Here is a 21,348-nt window from a genome sequence, read left to right as displayed (position 1 = left end):
CGGATCAACCGCCGACCGCCGCCTTGACCGGGACCTCGCCCAGCACGTCCTTCAGCAGTTGGGCGCACCACTGGAGCAGGGCCAGGTCGCGCAGCGGCTCGCCGCCCATCCGGCGGGTCGCCGGGCGGGGGACGCTCACCTGATCGTTGGCGGTTTTGTAGACCGAATCCGGGTGGTAGCGCTTCAGCCGCATCTGCTTGGAATCCGGCAGCGGCAGCGGCGAGAAGCGCAGGTGCTTGCCCTGCACGGACACGTCGGTCAGGCCGTAGGCTCGGGCCACCTGACGGAACCGGGCGACCGCGATCAGGTTGGCCACCTGGGTCGGCGGTTCGCCGTAACGGTCGGTCATCTCGGCGACCACCTCGTCGAGCTGCTTGTCGTCGCGCGCCTCGGCCAGCTTCCTATACATCTCCAGGCGCAGGCGCTCCACCGCGATGTATTCCACCGGCAGGTGGGCGTCGATCGGCAGGTCGATCTTGACCTCGGGCTCCTCCTCGGGGCGCTCGCCCTTGAAGGCCTGCACGGCCTCGCCGACCATGCGGACGTACAGGTCGAAGCCGACGCCCTCGATGTGCCCGGACTGCTCGCCGCCGAGCAGGTTGCCGGCGCCGCGGATCTCGAGGTCTTTCATCGCCACATACATGCCCGCGCCCAGCTCGGTGTGCTGGGCGATGGTGGCCAGCCGCTCGTGGGCGTGCTCGGTCAGCGGCTTCTCGCGGGGGTAGAGGAAGTAGGAATACGCCCGCTCGCGACCGCGGCCCACCCGGCCGCGGATCTGGTGCAGCTGGGCCAGGCCGAGCAGGTCGGCCCGCTCGACGATCAGGGTGTTGGCGTTCGGGATGTCGATGCCGGACTCGACGATCGTGGTGCAGACCAGGACGTCGAACTCCTTCTCCCAGAAGCCGACCATCACCTTTTCCAGCTGCTCCTCGCTCATCTGGCCGTGGGCGAGCGCGACCCGGGCCTCGGGAACCAGCTCGCGCAGCTTGCGGGCGGCCCGGTCGATCGACTCGACCCGGTTGTGCAGGTAGAACACCTGGCCGTCGCGCAGCAGCTCGCGGTGGATAGCCGCGGCCACCTGCTTGTCGTCCTGCGCGCCGACGAAGGTGAGCACCGGGTGCCGCTCCTCGGGCGGGGTGGCGATGGTGGACATCTCGCGGATGCCGGTGATCGCCATCTCCAGGGTCCGCGGGATCGGGGTCGCCGACATGGTCAGCACGTCGACCGAGGCGCGCAGGGCCTTGAGCTGCTCCTTGTGCTCGACGCCGAAGCGCTGCTCCTCGTCCACGATGATCAGGCCGAGGTTTTTGAACTTGGTCGACTTGGACAGCAGCCGGTGCGTGCCGATCACGATGTCCGCCGTACCCTCCGCGGCGTTTTCCAGCGTCAGCTGGGCTTCCTTCGGGGTCTGGAAGCGGGACAGCTGCTTGATCTGCACCGGGAACTGGTTCATCCGCTCGGTGAACGTGTTGAAGTGCTGCTGCGCCAGCAGCGTGGTGGGCACCAGCACGGCGACCTGCTTGCCGTCCTGCACCGCCTTGAACGCGGCCCGCACGGCGATCTCGGTCTTGCCGTAACCGACGTCACCGCAGATCAGCCTGTCCATCGGGACGGCCAGCTCCATGTCGTGCTTGACCTCGGAGATCGCGGACAGCTGGTCGGGGGTCTCGGTGTAGGGGAAGGCGTCTTCCAGCTCGCGCTGCCAGGGGCTGTCGGGGCCGAACGCGTGGCCCTTCGAGGCCTGGCGCGCCGCGTACAACTGGATGAGCTGCGCGGCGATCTCGCGGACCGCCTTGCGGGCGCGCGCCTTGCTCTTCTGCCATTCGCTGCCGCCCATCTTGTGCAGCGTCGGCTGCTCGCCGCCGACATAGCGGGACAGCTGGTCGAGCTGGTCGGTCGGCACGTAGAGGCGGTCGCCGGGCTGGCCGCGCTTGGACGGCGCGTACTCGATCACCAGGTATTCGCGGTCGGCGCCGTTGACGGTGCGCTGCACCAGCTCGACGTATTTTCCGATGCCGTGCTGCTCGTGCACCACGTGGTCGCCCGGCTTCAGCTCGAGCGGGTCGATCGTGTTGCGCCGCCGGGACGGCATCCGCCGCATGTCCTTCGTGGAGGCGCCGCGGCCACCGCTGATGTCGTTGCCGGTGATGACCGCGAGCCGCGACGAGGCGTCGACGAAACCGTGGTTGAGGCCGCCGCAGGTGATCAGCACCTGGCCCGCCTCGATGCCCTTCTCGATCGAGTCGACCGGGGTCACCCCGACGCCGGCGTCGCGCAGCACCTCGGTGGCCCGCTGCGCGGTGCCGTGGCCCTCGAAGATCAGCGCGACCGCCCAGCCGAGGCCCACCCACTCGGTCAGATCGGCGGTCAGCCGCGCGGTGTCGCCGTGATAGAGAGGCACCGGCTGAGCGCCCAGAGCGATGGCGTCGCCGAGGTCCGGCGACACCTCCACCGGCGCCGCCGAGTCGAGCCACGGCTTGTCGTCGGCGGCCGGTTCCTCCGCCTCGGCCAGGCCGAACGGCGAAACGGCCCACCACGGTTGCGACAACGTGGCGGCATGAGCGCGCACGTCAGCAAGGGTCTTGAATGCCGCGGCGCCGACGTCGACCGGCGCCTGGCCACCGACGGCGGCCGCGGCCCAGGAGGCCTCGAGAAATTCATCGGATGTACGCGTGAGGTCGTGCGCCCGGGTGCGGATGCGCTCCGGGTCGCACAGCAGCACGTGGGTGCCGGCCGGCATGCAGTCGAGCAGCAGCTCCATGCTGTCGGTGCCGTCGAGCAGAGCCGGGGCCAGCGACTCCATGCCCTCGACCGGGATGCCCTCGGCCAGCTTGTCGAGGATCTCGCCCAGCTCCGGGTGCGCGGCTGAAAGCTCCGCCGCCCGCGCCCGCACGTCGGGGGTCAGCAGCAACTCCCGGCAGGGCGGCGCCCACAGCCGGGTCACCGGGTCGATCGTGCGCTGGTCGGCGACGGAGAAGGTGCGGATCTCCTCGACCTCGTCGCCCCAGAACTCGACCCGGGACGGGTGCTCGTCGGTCGGTGGGAAGACGTCGAGGATGCCGCCGCGGACCGCGAACTCACCGCGCTTGGTGACGAGGTCGACCCGGGCGTAGGCCATGTCGGCCAGCCGCCGCGACACCGTCTCGAGGTCGGCCGCACCGCCGGTGACCAGCTCCACCGGCTCGAGGTCGCCGAGGCCCTTGAGCTGCGGCTGCAGCACGCTGCGCACCGGGGCCACGATCACCTGCACGGGCTGGTCGCCGGGGTGGGCGAGGCGGCGCAGCACGGCGAGGCGGCGCCCGACGGTGTCGGAGCGCGGCGAGAGCCGCTCGTGCGGCAGCGTCTCCCACGACGGGAAGACCGCGACCCGGTCGGGGCTGATCAGGCAACCGAGCGCGTCGGCCAGGTCGTCGGCCTCACGGCTGGTGGCGGTCACGGCGAGCACCGGCCGCCCGGCGCCGCCGAGGTCGGCCGCCCCGGCCACGGCGGCGACCACGAACGGCCGCAGCGATGCCGGTGCGGTCAGGTCGAGCGAGTCGGAATCCACGAAGCCTTTACGCGCCAAATCGCGCGCGCGAGCGAGCCCTCGGTCGCGAAGAGCCGCGGGAATCAATCCGGAGAGCTGCATGCCGTCTGCTCCAAGCACGAACCACGTCGAATAACCCCAGCGTCCTGCGGGACGGGGGTGTGCAGTCGAGTCTAGTCCGGCCCTCTGACATTCACGGGTCGGACAACATGTCCGACATAAGCGTCGATATCCGGAGAATAGTCCCAGGACGTTGTGAGTGCGACTCAGTACGGCTCCGAGGGAGGCAACGTGCGGATCCTGCTGCTCGTTACGGCGTTCAACGGATTGAGCCAGCGCGCCTGGTGCGCGCTGCGCGAAGCGGGGCACGACGTCAGCGTCCTGTTCGCCACCGGCGAGCAGGAGATGATCACGGGAGTGGGCCGGGCCGACCCGGAGCTGATCATCTGCCCGTTCCTCAAGGACCGGGTGCCGGCCGAGGTGTGGCAGCGCCGGCGCACCGTGATCATCCACCCCGGCCCGGTCGGCGACCGCGGACCGTCCTCGCTGGACTGGGCGATCGCCGAGGGCGCCCGCGTCTGGGGCGTCACCGCCCTGCAGGCCGTCGAGGAGATGGACGCCGGCCCGATCTGGGCCACCCGCACGTTCGCCCTGGCCGCCGCCCCGCCGCGCAAGTCGTCGCTCTACAACGGGCCGGTCGCGGACGCCGCCATGGAGTGCATCTTCGAGGTGGTCACCAAGGCGCAGGATCCGGCCTTCACCCCGGTGCCCGCCGACCGGGCGCCCGGCGAGGTGCCCGGCGCCCGCCTGCGGCCGCTGATGCGCCAGCCCGACCGCGCCTTCAGCTGGGACGATCCGACCGAGCAGATCGTCCGGAAGATCCGGGCCGCCGACGGCGCCCCGGGCGTCCGCACCGAGCTGGGCGGGCTCGCCGTCTTCGCGTACGACGCGCTGCCCGGCATCGTTTCTGCAGCTCAGGGGCAGGGCGCCCGGCCCGGTCAGATCGCCGGTCAGATCATCAGCCGCCGCCAGGGCGCGGTGCTGGTCGGCACCGGCGACGGCAGCGTCTGGCTGGGCCACCTGCGTGCTGCCGATCCGGGTCACGCGCGGGCCGGCATCAAGTTGCCCTCGACCACGCTGCTCGGCGCGCGCCTGCGCGGCGTGCCGCACTCGCCGCTGCCGCCCGGCAGCGAGCCGGAGCACCCGGCCACGTACCGGCAGGTGCGCTACCGGCGTACCGGCGCGGTGGGCTGGCTCGCCTTCGACTTCTACAACGGCGCGATGGCGCCGGGGCACTGCCGGCGGCTGCTCGCCGGGCTGCGGCACGCGGTCGCCCAGGACACCGAGGTGCTCGTGCTGCGAGGCGGAACGGACGCGTTCAGCAACGGCATCCACCTCAACGTCATCGAGGCCTCGCCGGACCCGGCCAGCGCCGCCTGGGCCAGCATCCGGGCGATCAACGAGGTATGCCGGGAGATCATCAACTGCACCCGGCAGGTGGTCATCGCCGGGTACGCGGGCAGCGCCGGCGCCGGTGGCGTGATGCTCGGGCTGGGCGCCGACATCGTGGCCGCCCGGGAGGGGATCGTCCTCAACCCGTACTACGAGATGGGTTTGTTCGGCTCCGAGCTGCACACCTTCACGCTCCCCCGGCGGGTCGGCCCGGACTCGGCGCAACGGCTGATCGACGACAAGCTGCCGGTGAGCGCCGCCCGGGCCCGGTCGCTGGGTCTGGTGGACGAGGTCGGGCCGCGCCATCCCGACGCGTACACAGACTGGCTCGCGGCCCTCGCCGAACGCGAGAGTGACGTGCGCACGGCGCGTAACCGGCGTCAGGCCAAGACCCGGCGGCTCGCCGCCGAGCGGGTCCCGCTCGAGGTGTTCGAGGCGCGTGAACTGGCCGAGATGAGCCGCGACATGTACGCCGACCGGGCCGGTTTCGCCGCCGCGCGGCACGCCTTCGTCCGTAAGATCAAGCCGACCGAGACACCCGCCCGCCTGCTGCCCGCGGCCAAGGTCCCGACGGCGCCGAAAGCACGCCGGGCCGCTACGCTTCGCCCGGCGGTGCCTGTGTCTGCATAAGGCCCCGACAAACGCGTGAGACTTGCCTCAATTCACCCGGCCTACAGGCCGCGCCGATACCATCGGCGGAGTCGGGACAGCGCCGTCCTGGAGCACCTGATGCGAAGGAGCGCCCCGATGACCGACCAGCCCGGCCTTATCGACCCCGACGGCGCCGACGCCGCCTTACGCGCCGACATCCGGCGGATCGGCACGCTGCTCGGCCAGACGCTGGCCCGGCAGGAGGGACGTCCGCTGCTCGACCTGGTCGAGGAGGTCCGCGCCCTGGTCCGCCAGGACGCCCGCGCCGCCGCCGACCGGCTCGCCGCGATGGATGTCACCACCGGCACCAAGCTCGCGCGCGCCTTCTCCACCTACTTCCACCTGGCCAACATCACCGAGCAGGTGCACCGTTCCCGCGACCTGCGGCGGCGCCGCGCCCGCGACGGCGGCTGGCTCGACCAGGCGGCCAAGCGCATCGCCGAGAAGGGCGTGCCGGCCGACGAGATCGCCGCGGCGGCCCGCCGGCTCGCGGTCCGCCCGGTCTTCACCGCGCACCCGACCGAGGCGTCCCGCCGCTCGATCCTGTCGAAGCTGCGCCAGCTCGCCGACGCGCTCGACGCCGAGGCCTCGGCCCAGGTCCTGTTCGGCGCGTCGGACACCACCGCGTCGACCCGGCGGTTCGCCGAGCTGATCGACCTGCTGTGGCAGACCGACGAGCTGCGGCTGGACCGGCCCGACCCGACCGACGAGGCCCGCAACGCGGTCTACTACCTGCGCGACCTCTACGCCGAGGCCGCCCCGCAGGTGCTCACCGACCTGGCCGAGACGCTGCGCAACCTGGGTGTCGAGACCGCCCCGACGGCGCGGCCGCTGACCTTCGGCTCGTGGATCGGCGGCGACCGGGACGGCAACCCGTTCGTCACGCCGGCCGTCACCCGCGACGTCCTGATGATCCAGCACGAGCACGGCATCCAGGCCACCGAGAAGGCCATGGACAAGCTGATCGACGAGCTGTCGGTCTCCCGCCGGCTGCGCGGGGTCTCCCTCGACCTGTCCGCGTCGCTCGCCAAGGACCTGGACAACCTGCCCGAGGTCGCCCCCCGGTTCCGCAAGACCAACGCCGAGGAGCCGTACCGGCTGAAGGTCCGGGCGATCAAGGCGAAGCTGTCCAACACCCGGGAACGTCTGCGCCGCGGCACCCCGCACGTGTCCGGCCGCGACTACCTCGGCAACGACGAGCTGATCAGCGACCTCGAGCTGATGCGCGCCTCGCTGGCCCGCAACTCGGGCCAGCTCACCGCGGTCGGCGTGGTCGCCTCCGCGATCCGCACCGTCTCCGCGTTCGGCCTGCAGCTGGCCACGCTCGACGTGCGCGAGCACGCCGAGAAGCACCACGAGGTGCTCCAGCAGATGTACGCCCAGGTCGGCGAGGTCGAGGACTACGCGGCCCTGGACCGGCCCGACCGCACCAAGCTGCTCGCCACCGAGCTGGCCGGGCGGCGGCCGCTGTCCAGCGCGGACACCCCGCTCACCGACTCGGCCCGCAAGACCTTCGACGTGTTCAACACGATCCGCGAGGTGCAGGAGCGGTTCGGCTCCGACGTCATCGAGACCTACATCATCTCGATGACCCTCGGCGTCGACGACGTGCTGGCCGCGGCCGTGCTGGCCCGCGAGGCCGGCCTCGTCGACATCCACACCGGCCGCGCGCGGGTCAACATCGTGCCGCTGCTGGAGACGCCCGCCGAGCTCGACGCCGGTGGTGAGCTGCTCGACGAGATGCTGTCGCTGCCGGCCTACCGGGAAATCGTGCGGGCCCGCGGCGACGTGCAGGAAGTCATGCTCGGCTACTCGGACTCCAACAAGGAGGCCGGGATCACGACCAGCCAGTGGCGCATCCACAAGGCGCAGCGGGCGCTGCGTGACGTGGCCGCCCGGCACGGCGTCCGGCTGCGGCTCTTCCACGGCCGCGGCGGCACCGTCGGCCGTGGCGGTGGCCCCACCCACGAGGCGATCCTGGCCCAGCCGTACGGCACGCTCGACGGCGCGATCAAGGTGACCGAGCAGGGCGAGGTCATCTCCGACAAGTACACGCTGCCGGCCCTGGCCCGGGAGAACCTGGAGCTGACGGTCGCGGCTGTGCTGCAGGCGACGCTGCTGCACACCACCCCGTCGGTGGACCTGGAGCGGCTCGCACGCTGGGACGCAACCATGGACGCGGCGTCGGACGCGGCGTTCGAGGCGTACAAGTCGCTGGTGGAGAACCCGGACCTGCCGGCGTACTTCTGGGCGGCCACTCCGACCGAGCTGCTCGGCCAGCTGAACATCGGCTCCCGGCCGGCGAAGCGGCCGAACGCCGACGCCGGCCTCGGCGGCCTGCGCGCCATCCCGTGGGTGTTCGGCTGGACCCAGACCCGGCAGATCGTGCCCGGCTGGTTCGGCGTCGGCACCGGCCTCAAGGCGGCCCGGGAGGCCGGCTACACCGAGTCGATCAAGGAGATGTCCGCGGACTGGCAGTTCTTCAAGACGTTCCTGTCGAACGTCGAGATGATGCTGAACAAGACCGACCTGGACATCGCCCACCGGTACGTGGAAGAACTGGTCCCGGAGAACCTCCACCCGATCTTCGAAAAGATCAAGGAGGAGTACGAGCTGACGGTCCGCGAGGTGCTCGCGATCACCGGCGGCGATGACCTCCTGGCCCTGCAGCCCGAGCTCAAGCGCACGCTGAGCGTCCGGGACACCTACCTGCTCCCGTTGCACCACCTGCAGGTGGCGCTCCTGCGGCAGTACCGCGATCTCAACGAGGCCGACCGCCAGCTGGCCACCTCGCCGGGCGCACGCCGGGCCCCGTCGGAGTCGACGGCGCTCGAGCGGGCCCTGCTGACTTCGGTCAACGGCATCGCCGCCGGCATGCGCAACACCGGCTGAGCGTTTCTTCGGTCTCTCAGCCCGCCTCTCGCCAACCTGAGAGTGGGCTGAGAGACCCCGAGAGGGTCCTCAGGGATTCTCCGGATCCGCGGGGTGCGGACGCTTCCTAGGCTGGACCCCGTGACCATCATCGCGACCAAGGCGCTGACAAAAACCTACGGCGGCGGGGTGACGGCTCTGGCCGACCTCACCGTTGAGGTCGACGCGGGCGTCATCGGGCTCGTCGGCGCTAACGGCGCCGGCAAGAGCACCTTCATCAAAATCATGCTGGGGCTTCTCGCACCCAGCTCCGGCGACGTCCGGGTGTTCGGGATCGACCCGGTCGTCGAAACCGACAAGGTGCGGGCGCAGGTCGGCTACATGCCGGAGAACGACTCGCTGCCGCCCGACGTCTCCGCCTCCGAGTTCGTCACCCACATGGGCCGGCTCAGCGGGCTGCCCAAGACCGCAGCGCGCGAGCGGGCCTCCGAGGCGCTGCGCCACGTCGGTCTCTACGAGGAGCGCTACCGGCAGATCGGCGGCTACTCCACCGGCATGAAGCAGCGGGTCAAGCTGGCCCAGGCGCTCGTGCACGACCCCGACCTGCTCCTGCTCGACGAGCCCACCAACGGCCTCGACCCGGCCGGGCGGGACGCCATGCTCACCCTGATCCACCGGATCGGCAACGAGTTCGGCATCTCCGTGGTGGTCTGCTCGCACCTGCTCGGCGAGGTCGAGCGGATCTGTGACTCTCTTATCGCCATCGAGGGCGGCCGGCTGCTGCGCGCCGACCGGATCTCCTCGATGACCACGGCGTCCGACGTGCTCGCCGTCGAGGTCAGCGAGGGCACCGACGAACTTGCCGCGGCCCTGAGCGCCCTCGGCTTCGCGGTCACCCCCGAAGGCCGGTTGCTGCTGGTGCCGCTCGAGTCGGACAGCGCTTACGACAAGGTGCTGCAGGCCGTGGCCGAGTTGGACCTGCCGTTGCACCGGCTCGACCAGCGGCGCCACCGCGTCGCCGAGCTCTTCACCGCGAAGGAGACGGCCGATGTCTGAGGCCGGCGTCATCCATGACATCGGATACCAGCGCTACCAGGGTCCGCGCCTGGGCCGGGGCGCGGTGCTCGGCGCGCTCTACCAGCACGGGCTGCGGGCCTCGTTCGGGCTCGGCCGCCCGGCCAAGTCCAAGATCTTCCCCTGGGGCGTCGTCGGCATCGTGCTGCTCGTCGCGGTGATCAACGCGGCAGTTCGCTCGCAGACCGGCAACTGGCTGTTCGACTACTACGCGTTCGACGACGGCATGAGCTGGCTGGTGATCTTCTTCGTCGCCATCGTGGCGCCCGAGCTGGTCTCCCGCGATCTGCGCTCCGGCGTCCTCCCGCTCTACTTCTCCCGACCGTTGCGCGCCGCCGACTACGTGCTCGCCAAGGTCGGGGCTTTGGTCACCGCGGTGTGGCTGCTGCTCGGCGTACCTCAATTCATTATGTTCTTGGGTGGCGCCTTCACCACCAAGACCGGGATGCGCGGGGTTTGGCATGAGCTCGGGCTGTTGTTGCCCGGCTGGGGTTACAGCGTGCTGTGGGCGTTCATCTTCACCAGCATCAGCCTGCTCGTCGCCTCGCTCACCGGAAAGCGCGCCTTCGCCGCCGGCGGCATCGTGGCCGTTTTCCTGATGACCACGCCGATCGTCGGCGTCCTCAGCGTGCTGCCGTCCGAGACCTCCCGGCACCTGGCCGCCCTGGCCAGCCCGATGAGCCTCATCGCCGGCGTCGAGGCGTGGCTGCGTGGCCGCAACGACCTCGGCATCGACGTCGGAGACTTCGGCGCGATCTACGGCATCGAGGCGTTCTGCCTGATCGCCGCGTGCCTGCTGCTGTTGCTGGCGCGCTATCGGAAGGTGGCCTCGCTATGAGTGTCGTCGAACTGCAAACCGTCTCCCGCTGGTACGGCAACGTCGTCGCGGTCAACGACATCAGCATGAGTCTGCAGCCCGGGGTGACCGGCCTGCTCGGGCCGAACGGCGCCGGCAAGACCACGGTGCTGCACATGATGGCCGGCTTCCTGTCGCCGTCCCGCGGCACCGTCACCATCGACGGGTCGCCGACCTGGCGCAACCCGTCCATCTATCGGCAACTCGGCCTGGTCGCCGAAAAGGAGGCCGTGCACGGCTTCCTCACCGCCCGGCAGTTCGTGGTGGCCTGCGCCAAGATGCAGAAGCTGCCCAATCCCGACGCGGCCGCCAAGTGGGCCCTGGAGCTGGTCGAGATGACCGGCGCTCAGGACCGCCGCATCGAGACGTTCTCCAAGGGCATGCGGCAGCGCACCCGGGTGGCGGCGGCGCTCGTGCACAACCCGCAGGTGCTGCTGCTGGACGAGCCGTTCAACGGCATGGACCCGCGCCAGCGCATGCACATGATGGAGTTGCTGCACAAACTCGGCGACGAGGGCCACACCATCCTGTTCAGCTCGCACATCCTGGAGGAGGTCGAGCAGCTCTCCGGCCTGGTCCAGGTGATCGTGGCCGGGCGGCTGGCCGCCTCCGGCGACTACCGGCGCATCCGCCGGCTGATGACCAACCGGCCGCACGTGTTCGCCGTGCAGAGCTCCGACGACCGCCGGCTGGCGGTGGCGCTGATCGGCGAGAAGTCGGTGAGCGGCGTCGAGATCGAGGCGGACGGCATGACCGTCCGCGCCTCCGACTACGGCAGCTTCACCCGCGCGCTGCCGCGCATCGCCCTCGGTGAGGGCATCCGGCTGCGGCGCCTGCTGCCGTCCGACGAGTCCCTGGAGAGCGTCTTCTCCTACCTGCTGGAGGCATGATGTCCACGGTCGCCTACATCACCGCCCGCGGCCTGTTCGGCCGCCGCCGGGTTCTGTTGCTGCTGCCGTTGCCGCTGCTGGTCATCGGCCTCGCGGTGATCTGCCGCGCGGCCGGCGTCGACCCCGACCAGTGGGGCCAGGCCGTCGTGGTCGGCCTCGGCCTGGCCGTCGCCCTGCCGGTGATGAGCCTGATCGTCGGCACCGGCGTCCTCGGCTCCGAGGTGGACGACGGCACAATCGTGCACATCCTCACGAAGCCGCTCCCCCGCCGCGACATCATCCTGGCCAAGCTGCTGGTGGCGGCGGGCGTGTCGGCGGTGGCCTCGGCCATCCCGCTGTTCGTGGCCGGCGTCCTGGCCGACAGCGTCAAGTTCGGGCTGGCTCTGGCGGCCGCGTCGGCGGCCGGCGCGGTCGCCTACTCGGCGCTGTTCCTGCTGCTCAGTCTCGTGACCCGGCGCCCGGTCCTGCTCGGCCTGGTCTACATCCTGGTGTGGGAAGGTCTGCTCGGCCGCTGGATCAGCGGCACGAGGGTTCTCTCGATCGAGCAGTACGTCATCACGATCGCCGACAAGATCGCCCCGACCGGCATGCTCAACGGCAAGGTCTCCCTGCCGGTGGCCGTGGTGATGGCCGTCATCTTCGCCATCGGCGGCACCCTGTTCGCCATCAACCGGCTGGGTTCGTTCAGCGTGGCCGGCGAAACAAGCTGACCGCGGGACTCTCCGCTGCCCGGGTCCTGACGTGACGGACAGGTCCTGACGTGACGGACAGGTCCTGACGTGACGGACAGGTCCTGACGTGACGGACAGGTCCTGACGTGACGGCCCGGGCAGCGCCGGATGATCGGCCAATGCGCTTCGCTGTGATCTAGCGCACATTGGAGGGATGCGAGCAGGAAGGTTGTTGCTGGTCAGCGCGGTCGCCGCGGGGAGCGTGCTGGTGGCGCCGCACGGGGCGGAGGCCGCGTTCCCGGGGCGGAACGGGCGGATCGTCTTTCAGAGTGAATCAGCGGCGGGTGACCACACTCAGACCGACGTGTGGACCGTCGGAGCGGACGGCGCAGGGGCGCGGCGGCTCACCAACACGCCGGGGCTCAACGAGCTGGGGCCGGCCTGGAACGGAGCCGGCACGAAGATCGTGTTCTGGCGGACTCCGGCGCCGTTCGGGCCCGGCGAGATCTGGACCATGGATGCCGATGGGCGGCATCAGCGGCGGCTCACCACCGGCATGGACGCACGGGATCCGGTCTGGAACCGGCCGGGGACGCGAATCATCTTCACCCGCGTCACCGGCGGAGACTTCGACCTTTGGGTGATGAACGCGAACGGGTCGGGGAAGCGGCGGCTCACCCGGGGCGCGGCGCTCGACTTCGAGGCGGCCTGGTCACCCGATGGGAAGCGGGTCGCGTTCACGCGTGGGTCGGCCGAGGGGGACGTGGGCGACATCTTCGTCCTCACGCTGACCAGTGGAAAGCTCAAGCGGGTCACCCGGAACGCCGACTACGACCATCAGGTGGCGTGGTCGCCCGACGGACGGCGCCTGGTCTTCGAACGGGACATCGCCACCCAATCCTCGATCTGGACGGTCCACCCGAACGGCACCCACGCCAAGCGGCTCACGAGCGGACGCTTCTTCGACGTGGGGCCGGCCTGGGCACCGGACGGCCGCTACATCACCTTCGGCACCGATCGGGCCAGTTTCCTCGGCGACCTCTGGGTGATGCGTGCCGACGGCACGAAGAAGAAGCTGCTGCACGGCGGGCGCAGCATCTCGGAAGGCTTCCCGGATTGGCAGCCGAGAACGGGGTAAGGCCTATTCGCGCTGGTGATAGAGGTTGCGCTGGGGACGGCATTCCGGATCGACGGTCGCCGGCGGGATGAATTCCGGGAACCCGTCCGAGCCGAGGCGAACCTCCCACTCAGTTCGGTGGATGACCCGGTGATGGTGGCGGCAGAGCAGGCAGGCGTTGGAGAGGGCGGTCGGCCCACCGGCGGCCCACGACCGAATGTGGTGCGCCTCGCACCAGGTGGCGGGTCGATCGCAGCCGGGGAAGGTGCAACCACGATCGCGGAGGTTGAGCGCCCGGCGGATCGGCCCGTTGAACAGGCGCCGGGCGCGGCCGATGTCGAGGACCTGCCCGTCCGTCCCCAGCACGGCCGGAATGATCTGGGCGTCACACGCGAGCAGCCGGGCGTCGGCCGGGCTGATCAGGACGCCATTGTCCAGGCGACCGTGGGCGCCGCCGTGGCGCTTCGACCGACGACCGGAATGCGACGTGGCGTTGCGGGCGGACCCGGGCGGGGTCGAGTGTCTGACCGTCGCGGCCGCCGCTCCAGATTCGGCCGGGACAGAATCAGCCGGGACAGAATCAGCCGAGACAGGCGCGGTCTGCAACTGGTCGAGCGGAATGGTCACCACCACCTGAGCGGACTCCCCGCCCGCCGTAGGCAGGGCGCCGGTGCGCAAGGCCCGAGCGCAAACGTCCACCAGCGCGTCGGCCCGGCGCTGCGTAGGCGTCCGAGCCAGGCCGGAGTCGACCGCAGCATCCCGGCTCGGATGGCACAGCGGATCGAGCGCGGCAGTCACCGTCGCTGCCGCCGCCGTGTCGAGCCAGCCGGATAGGCGCACCCGGCCGTCCCCGAACGGGCTGAGCGTGAACCCCCGCGCGCGGTGTGCCCGCTCTTCCCGCCGCCGCAGCAGGTCCGCGCCGTGCCGGTCGGCCGCGTCGGGGTCGACGTGCGCCAGGATCCGGGTGCCGAGGCGGGCCAGGGCGATCGGTTCGAACCGCGACGCGAACGAGATCAGCGCCGACTCCGCCCGCGCCGTCGTCTCGAGGCCCACCTCGTCGGGCAGGTCGGCGACCGCCGTGGCGATCGTCGTCGCCTGCTCGGCGGAGATCGCGCCCTCGAGAATGGCGGAGTCGAGAGCCGGCGACCGGTCCAGCGCGGCGGCGAGCTGGGTCAGGCGCTGGGCTTCGCCGATGCCGGCCCGCAAACGATGCCGAAGCCACACCGCGGTGCTGGAGGCGGCGTCCTGCTGCGGAAGGCCACGAGTCTCGGCCGCCCGGATCAAGTGCGCGGTGATCGCCGACAACTGCTGCGCACATGTCCACGCGGACGCCAGGCACTCCAGCAAGTCAGCGTCGGAGCACGACCACAGTGGCGCGTCGCCGCATTCGGCAAGCACGCCACGAACCTGACCCAGCTCCTCCAACACGCCCCGAAGATTAGAACACCCGTGCCATTTAGCGGGTTGGTGTGGGTAGTTCTGTGGATAACCCGCCGTGGCAGAGGTGGATCATTTCGATGAGGTTGTCGAGGCTGGCGTAGCCGTGGGCGCGGCGTTGGATCAGTCGGATACCGGCGTTGACGGCTTCGAGCAGGGAGTTCGACAGTCCGAGGTGGATAGCGTTGAGGATCCCGGGCCGGTGATGGCGTAGCCGCCGGGCGAGAGCGACGGAAGCGTTGATACCGCTGCGCCGGGCCCGGGTGATCCAGCGTCTCAGGTGGTCGTCGGCGTGGTCGGCGGGGATGCGGTAGAGGTCACGCAGGATTTCCTTGAGAGCCCAGGCGCGGTGCAGGCGGGGGTGTTTACGGCGTAGTTGCTCAATGATCGAGGCCCGTCGCGGGTCGTGTTTCTCGGTCGGCAGGCGCAGAGCGCCGCGGACTTTCTGCCAGGTCTGGGCGTGTGTGAGCCCATCGACAGCAATGGGTGCGGCCAGGTGGGAGGTGCCGTAATAGGCCAGATCCAGGGCTTCGGACGCCCACTTGATCACATGGAACGGGTCCAGGCAGATCTTCGCGTGCGGGACATGCGCGGTGGTGGCTTTGCGGTAGATCGCCGTCATGTCCATGCTGACCGCTTCGATCGGGGCCCGCCCCGCCTCGCCTAAAGATTGCAGGAACTCGGCCAGGACGTGCTGGTTACGGCCCTCGCCGACGAACACCACCCGGCCGGTGTCGTGGTCGGCGACCACGGTCAAAAACTTGCGGCCCTTGCGGTAGGCGATCTCATCCACCCCGATCCGGTAGAGCCCGTCCAGTCGGGCGGTGTCCAGGTGTTCATCGACGAGTCTGGCTACCAGCGCGTCGATGGTCTCCCAGGTGCTGCCCAGCAGGGTCGCGACCGCGCTTTTGGACATGCGTTTGACCAGCCAGGCAGCCATATCCTCGAAATCACGGGTATGCCGGGCCCCCGGCCGCGCCCACGGCATCCACTCGGTACGGACCCGCCCACAACCGCGGCAGTCAACCCGCCGGATGTCGGCCTCGATCAGCACCCGGTGCCGGCCGAAATCCACATGCCGCCACCGCCGGCGTGAGGTGTCGTACCGGGCCCGGCTGGTCTTCCCGCACGGACACACCAAAACCCGGGACCGCAGCCGCACCCGCACGACCATCTCGGCCCCACAGAAATCGACACCCTCGACAACCGTTGCCTTGAACCCGAGCAGACGGTTGAGCACAACAGCGGCACGCATGTGGATCCCTCGCTCGGCTGGCCTTAGCAACCGTCGAACGAGACCCGACCCCTTGCGTGCCGCCCTCTTTGTACGCCAACAACCCCTTAGGACTACCCACACCAACCCGCTAAATGGCACACCCGTACGACACTTTCCGACGCACGACGAGCCAGGGACATCACTCGCCGGGAAGGCGGCCGTTCTCCAGATAGCGTGTTTCGCCTGGCACCGCGGCGCGCAGGCGGCGGGCCAGGCGGTCCACCACGTAGTCGGTCAGGTGCTCGGCCGGCACGTAGCGCCATTCGAGGATCTCGCCGTCGGTGAACTCGATCGCCGCGTGCTGGGCGTCGGTCAGGCGGCCGCCGTCGAAGACGAACAGCAGTTTGTCGCCGTCCACCGGGTGGGGCGCCCAGTCGACCACCAGCGCCTGCCCCGGCGAGACCACGAGACCCAACTCTTCGCGCACCTCGCGCGAACAGGCCTCGGAGGGCGTCTCGCCCTCCTCCACCATGCCGCCGGGGATCTCCCACGAGTCCTTGTAGTGCGGACGCACCAGCATGATGCGGCCGCGGGGATCGCGGAACAGGGCGCCGGCGGCCACCAGGAGGCTCACACCCAGGAACTTTACGGCGTCACAGCGACCTGGAAGATAGGCAGTTTCCCTAGATTCCGGTAGGCCTGCAGGGCCGCCGGCGTGCTGTCCACCGAGGAGTCCTGGCCCTTCTGGTTGTGCGGGGTCTCGAACTGGACCATCGCCCGGATCTTCGGGAACCGGCGGATCTCGGCGCCCAGCTCCTTGTAGAAGTCGACCTTGTAGCCGGTGTTGCGCTTGGAGCTCCAGACGCCCCACTCGGCGATCATCAGCGGTTTGCCGGGATGCCGGGTGAGCGCCCAGGTGTAGAAGCCGGGCCAGCGCTGCTTACCCTCCAGCCGCTTGTTGAAGACCTGCGCGAAGTCGCCGTGGCCGTAACCCGGGTCGCTGTACGCGTACGTGTCGAAGCCGATCCAGTCGACCACGTCGTCGCCGGGATACATGCTGTTGAACCAGCTCTGCGTCGCGTGCTTGATGTAGGCCATGTGGACCAAAACGCTGACGATGTTGTTCACGCCGTGCGCACGCAGCCGATTGATCACGTGCCGGTACATGGCGGCGTAGTCGCGGGCCGTGTAGCCGGAGCCGGCCCGCTCCCGCACGTCGTTCTCGCCCTCGTGGTGGACGGCGAAGAAGAACTGCTCGGGGAACGTCCGCTTGATGTGCACGGCGAGCCGGTCGAGGAAGGCGTCGGTGCGCCGGTCACCGCGGGCGATCGCCGCCCATGAGGCCGATTCCGGCTTCCAGTTGAGGAACAGGACGCGGTGCCGGCCGGACTGGTGGGCGATCGCGATTTCCTGCTCGGTCGGGAACAGTTGCCGGATCCCGCCGTGATAGGCGTGGTAGATCGCCTGCGTGCGGCCGGTCTTGCGCTCGAAGGCGGCAAGCGCGGAGGCGCCGCGACTCTCGGTGTGCGCGCCGGGCGCGACCCCCCACAGCACGTTGCAGGTGGGGATCAGCTTGCGGCCGGTCACGCAGGCGCCACCCCGCGCGGCCTGGTCGGGGGCCAGGCCGGGTGCGGCGATGCGCGGCGCGATCATCCCCGGCTCGCTTGAGGTGTACGGCGTGTCCGCCGCCCCCTTGCCGGTGGTCACGGTGGGGTCGGCCGGGTCGCTCTTGGACCGGCTGTGGGCGGGCTCGCTGCGCCGCGGGTCGCCGAGCACCGGGAATTCCGGGGCGGCGATCACCGGGAGCGAGACCGTGGGGTCACCGACCGGCCCGAGCGGAAGCCCGAGCTGATCGACGCCGCCCGTCCAGGCCCAGGCGAGCGTGGTGGCCACGCTCAGCACGAAGGCTGCGGGGACGGCGGCAAGTCGCACGAGCCGGAAGCGGCGGGGTCGTCGGTTCACGAGGTGCCAGTATTGTGATGAAGATCCGGTTTGTCCAATACCCGACGTGGAAAATTGGACAGATTGGCCCTGACGCCGAGCTGGGAGCACGGACTGGATACCCGTCTCGACCACGACCGGCCGGGCTGCGAAACTGTCCCCCTAGTCGGCCGCAGGGGGATGCAAAGGTGAATGGTTCGGTGCTTCCCGAGGACGTTTTGCGCGACGCGCCGTCGTACACGCCGCTCCCGCACGAGCTTGCTGACCTCGAGCTGCTGCTCAGTGGCGCCTACGCCCCGCTGACCGGCTTCCTCGGCCGTCGCGACCTGGACGCGCTGCGCCGCCGCGGGCAACTCGCCGACGGCACGTCCTGGCCCGCCCCGGTGACCCTCCAGGTGCCCACCGAGCTGGCCGGTGACCTGCTGCTCGACGATCCGCTGCGCCGCACGATCGTCCTGACCGACCCGGAGGGCGCGCCGATCGCGGCGCTCGAGGTCACTGACGCCTGGCCGGTCGACGAGCGCAACTACGGCGTGGGCGGCGTGGTGCGCGCGATGGGCGACGGCGGCCACCACACGTTCAAGCGGCTGCGGCGCACCCCCGCCGAGGTCCGGGTGCTGCTCCCACCGGGCCGGGTGCTCGGTGTCATCGCCGACCGGCCGCTGCACCGCCCGCAGCTCGCCCAGATCGCGCACGCGGCCCGCACCCTCGCCGCGCACCTGCTGATCCTCATCCCGGTGAGCGGGGCCGGTCCGGACGGGCTGCCGCCCGAGGCGCTGGTGCGAGCGATCTTCTCGGCCCGTGACCGGTTGCCACCGGCGACCATCGTCGCGCTGCCGCTGCTCAACAAGGGCGACGAGCTGCGTGACGCGATGCTGCGGTCCAAGGTGGCCGCGGCGTACGGCGTGACCCATGTCCTCTCCACCGGCGGGACGCTCTCCGGCGGCGGCCTGCGCGTGCTGGTGCCGCGCGAGCTGGCCTACGACAACCGGGACGGTCAGTGGCGCTGGCGGGATGACATCCCGCCGCGCAACCGCCGCCTCGCGATGACCCCGGCCGAGATCCACGACCTGCTCGACCGCGGTTTCCCGCTGCCCGAGTGGCACACTCCCCCGGCGGTGGCCAAGGAGCTGGTCCGGGCCCGTCCGCCGCGCCGGCACCGGGGGCTCGTGGTGTTCTTCACCGGCTTCTCCGGCTCGGGCAAGTCGACCATCGCCCGCGGCCTGGCCGACTCGCTGCGCGAGTCCGGCGACCGCACGGTCACGTTGCTCGACGGCGACGTGGTGCGGCGCGAGCTCTCCGCGGGGCTGGGCTTCAGCAAAGCCGACCGCGACCGCAACGTACGCCGGATCGGCTGGGTCGCCGCCGAGATCGGCCGGCACCGCGGCATGGCCGTGGCGTGCCCGATCGCGCCGTACGAGGCGGCCCGCGCCGCGGTGCGGGCGATGGCGACCGAGGCCGGCGCCGGCTTCCTCCTGGTGCACGTGGCCACCCCGCTCGAGGTGTGCGAGCAGCGCGACCGCAAGGGCCTCTACGCCCGGGCCCGGGCCGGTCAGCTGCGCGGCATGACCGGCATCGACGATCCCTACGAGGCCCCGGCCGACGCGGAACTGACCATCGACACCACCACGATGACGGTGACCGAGGCGATCGAACTCGTGCTGGCCTACCTCGTCGAACACGGCTGGGTGGAGCCCAAACTGGGCTAAAGCCATCACGTTGGCGGGAGTGAGACGTTTACCTCGCTGGGGGCAAATCGCCCATGACCAGCATCTCACTCACCCCGGAAGGTCCGCCGAACAGATGGAAGCGTCTCGCCCTGCGGATGTCTCGCATTACCTCGGCGTGTTCCGCCGTCACTGGTGGATCGCGCTGGTCGCGACGGGCGCGGGGCTGGGTGCGGGCGCGGCGCTGACCAGTGCCCTGCCCAAGGTGTACGAATCGTCCGCCGCCGTCCTCGTGCAGGCGATAGACCAGGACACGAATGCTCAGGGTGGCCGCACCAAGGGCTCGGTCAACCTGGACACCGAGGCCCAGTTGGTCGGGTCGGGCGCGGTCGCGGTCAAGGCCCAGGCCCTGCTGCGCTCGCCGAGTTCGCCGCTGGAACTCGCCAAGAGCGTCTCGGTCGAGGTGCCGGCGAACACCACCGTCCTGGTGATCACGTTCAAGGCCGGTTCGCCGGAGGAGGCGCAGGCTGGGTCCCACTCGTTTGCCGAGGCGTACCTCCGCAACCGGGAAGAGACCGCGCAGAGCAGCCTCGACCAGCAGATCAAGACTCTCACCGCCAAGATCAAGCAGCTCACCACGACGCTGACCGGGATCAACGCGCGGCTCTCCCGGGCGGTCAAGGGCAGCTCGGACGAGAGCAACCTGCTGAGCCTGCGCAACAACTCGCAGAACCAGCTGAACGGGCTGACCGGCCGGCTCAACGAGCTGACCACCACCACGGTCGGCGCCGGCAGCATCATCAGCGACGCGCGCCTGCCGGAGAAGCCGACCAGCCCGAACGGCATGGTCAACACGACCACCGGCGGCATGATCGGCCTGTTGATCGGCGTCGCGCTCGCGTTCGTGCGGGAACGCTTCGACCGGCGGCTGCGCTCGGCGGGGGACGTGCGCGACCGCGGCCGGGTCAACGTGCTGGCCGCCCTGGACGAACGCACCACGCCGCACTTCGACGACGTGCTCCAGCCCTACGGCGCCGGCGGCCGGGTCTTCAACCGGCTGCGCAACGAGATCCTCGCGACGCTGCGCCCCAGCGACCAGGTGATCGTGGTGACCGGAACCAGCCGTGGCTCGGCCGCCACCCTGGTGGCCGCGAACCTGGCCGCCGCGCTCGCCCGCACCGGCAGCGAGGTCGTGCTGATCGGCGCGCACCTGCCGGACAGCGTGGTCGACGCGGCCCCGCTGGCCCGGATGCTCGGCGTGTCGTCCATGCCGGGTCTGTCCGACCTGCTGGCCGGCCGGGTCGGCCTGGCCCGGGCGCTGCAGCGGACCCCGCGCATCCCGTCGCTGCGGGTGATCACCACCGGTGGCGCGGCCACCGCGGCCGGTCTGATGCAGTCGCAGCGGCTCAAGGACACCCTGGAGACACTGCGCCGGCAGGGCGGCTACATCGTCATCGAGGCGCCGTCGACCAGCAGCAGCGCCGACGCGCAGAGCCTGGCCAGCCTGGCCGACGCCGCGCTGCTCGCGGTGGAGCTGCGCAAGTCGCGCCGCCCCGCCCTGCTCGACGCGGCCGAACAGCTGCAGCGGGTCGGCACCCAACTGCTCGGCGCCGTGGTGCTGCCCCGCCTCTCCGGCCTGCGGGCCGCCGAGGCGAGCGCGCCCGCCGTCACGCTGGCGCCGTCGCCCGCCGGCGAAAAAAATCCCGAGCGGGGCCGGGCCGCCGCGCTGGACGCCCCGGTCTCCGACATCGAGCTGACCCAGCCGATGCGGTTCCCGACCAACACCATGTCGGCCGCGGAGAAGGCGGCCCGGGCCACCCGGGCCGCCACCACCGAGAAGACCGCCGAGAAGCCCCAGGTCCGCCCGCGCTCGGCCAATGCGGCCGACGAGATCACCGCGGTGATCGACATGTCCGGCCTGGAAGGGCTGGTCAAGGAGGGCACCGGCGGAGCGGCCGAGGACGGCGACAAGAAGTGAG

General features: G+C 70.6%; 14 protein-coding genes. 9 read left to right on the top strand and 5 right to left on the bottom strand.

Annotated elements, in window-relative coordinates; all coding sequences use genetic code 11:
- Positions 1 to 4: 4 nt before the first annotated feature.
- Positions 5 to 3,628, bottom strand: coding sequence for a transcription-repair coupling factor (gene mfd / locus AB0E90_RS48865; RefSeq protein WP_360420208.1), 3,624 nt, complete (start codon positions 3,626 to 3,628; stop codon positions 5 to 7).
- Between the two features lie 189 nt (positions 3,629 to 3,817).
- Between mfd and AB0E90_RS48860 the strand changes: the two genes are divergently transcribed.
- From AB0E90_RS48860 to AB0E90_RS48830, 7 genes are all read left to right on the top strand, one after another.
- On the top strand, positions 3,818 to 5,608 hold the full coding sequence (locus tag AB0E90_RS48860) for an enoyl-CoA hydratase-related protein (RefSeq protein ID WP_360420206.1): 1,791 nt from the start codon (positions 3,818 to 3,820) through the stop codon (positions 5,606 to 5,608).
- Positions 5,609 to 5,725: 117 nt separating this feature from the next.
- Positions 5,726 to 8,521, top strand: coding sequence for a phosphoenolpyruvate carboxylase (gene ppc / locus AB0E90_RS48855; protein ID WP_360420204.1), 2,796 nt, complete (start codon positions 5,726 to 5,728; stop codon positions 8,519 to 8,521).
- A 120-nt stretch (positions 8,522 to 8,641) separates the two neighbouring features.
- Positions 8,642 to 9,556, top strand: a complete 915-nt coding sequence (locus tag AB0E90_RS48850) for an ABC transporter ATP-binding protein (protein WP_360420202.1) — start codon at positions 8,642 to 8,644, stop codon at positions 9,554 to 9,556.
- Entirely contained in the window at positions 9,549 to 10,412 is an 864-nt protein-coding gene (locus AB0E90_RS48845; protein ID WP_360420200.1) for an ABC transporter permease, read from the top strand. Before AB0E90_RS48850 ends, AB0E90_RS48845 begins: the two co-directional genes overlap by 8 nt.
- Positions 10,409 to 11,320 (top strand): ABC transporter ATP-binding protein, encoded by a 912-nt coding sequence (locus tag AB0E90_RS48840; protein ID WP_360420198.1) that lies wholly within the window; start codon positions 10,409 to 10,411, stop codon positions 11,318 to 11,320. The genes AB0E90_RS48845 and AB0E90_RS48840 overlap by 4 nt, the downstream gene beginning before the upstream one ends.
- Positions 11,320 to 12,030: an ABC transporter permease gene (locus AB0E90_RS48835; protein ID WP_360420264.1), complete on the top strand. Its 711-nt coding sequence runs from the start codon at positions 11,320 to 11,322 to the stop codon at positions 12,028 to 12,030. The genes AB0E90_RS48840 and AB0E90_RS48835 overlap by 1 nt, the downstream gene beginning before the upstream one ends.
- A 175-nt stretch (positions 12,031 to 12,205) precedes the next feature.
- Complete coding sequence (locus tag AB0E90_RS48830; protein ID WP_360420196.1) at positions 12,206 to 13,129, top strand: hypothetical protein; 924 nt, start codon at positions 12,206 to 12,208, stop codon at positions 13,127 to 13,129.
- 3 nt (positions 13,130 to 13,132) lie between these two features.
- Here AB0E90_RS48830 and AB0E90_RS48825 read toward each other — a convergent pair whose 3' ends face one another.
- The 4 genes from AB0E90_RS48825 to AB0E90_RS48810 all read right to left on the bottom strand — a co-directional run bounded on the left by AB0E90_RS48825 (position 13,133) and on the right by AB0E90_RS48810 (position 17,723).
- Positions 13,133 to 14,536 (bottom strand): DUF222 domain-containing protein, encoded by a 1,404-nt coding sequence (locus AB0E90_RS48825; protein ID WP_360420194.1) that lies wholly within the window; start codon positions 14,534 to 14,536, stop codon positions 13,133 to 13,135.
- Between the two features lie 28 nt (positions 14,537 to 14,564).
- Positions 14,565 to 15,719, bottom strand: a complete 1,155-nt coding sequence (locus AB0E90_RS48820) for an ISL3 family transposase (protein WP_360420262.1) — start codon at positions 15,717 to 15,719, stop codon at positions 14,565 to 14,567.
- 241 nt (positions 15,720 to 15,960) lie between these two features.
- Entirely contained in the window at positions 15,961 to 16,395 is a 435-nt protein-coding gene (locus tag AB0E90_RS48815) for an NUDIX hydrolase (protein WP_360420192.1), read from the bottom strand.
- Between the two features lie 11 nt (positions 16,396 to 16,406).
- Entirely contained in the window at positions 16,407 to 17,723 is a 1,317-nt protein-coding gene (locus AB0E90_RS48810) for a glycosyl hydrolase (RefSeq protein WP_360420190.1), read from the bottom strand.
- A 167-nt stretch (positions 17,724 to 17,890) separates the two neighbouring features.
- Between AB0E90_RS48810 and cysC the strand changes: the two genes are divergently transcribed.
- Positions 17,891 to 19,411 (top strand): adenylyl-sulfate kinase, encoded by a 1,521-nt coding sequence (cysC, locus tag AB0E90_RS48805; protein WP_360420188.1) that lies wholly within the window; start codon positions 17,891 to 17,893, stop codon positions 19,409 to 19,411.
- Between the two features lie 94 nt (positions 19,412 to 19,505).
- Positions 19,506 to 21,347, top strand: a complete 1,842-nt coding sequence (locus tag AB0E90_RS48800; protein WP_360420186.1) for a Wzz/FepE/Etk N-terminal domain-containing protein — start codon at positions 19,506 to 19,508, stop codon at positions 21,345 to 21,347.
- Position 21,348: the final 1 nt, after the last annotated feature.

Source organism: Actinoplanes sp. NPDC026619, from assembly GCF_040638295.1.
Classification (GTDB): Bacteria; Actinomycetota; Actinomycetes; order Mycobacteriales; family Micromonosporaceae; genus Actinoplanes.
Note: the sequence above shows the minus strand (reverse complement) of the source record. Positions and strands in the feature narration are given on the sequence as shown.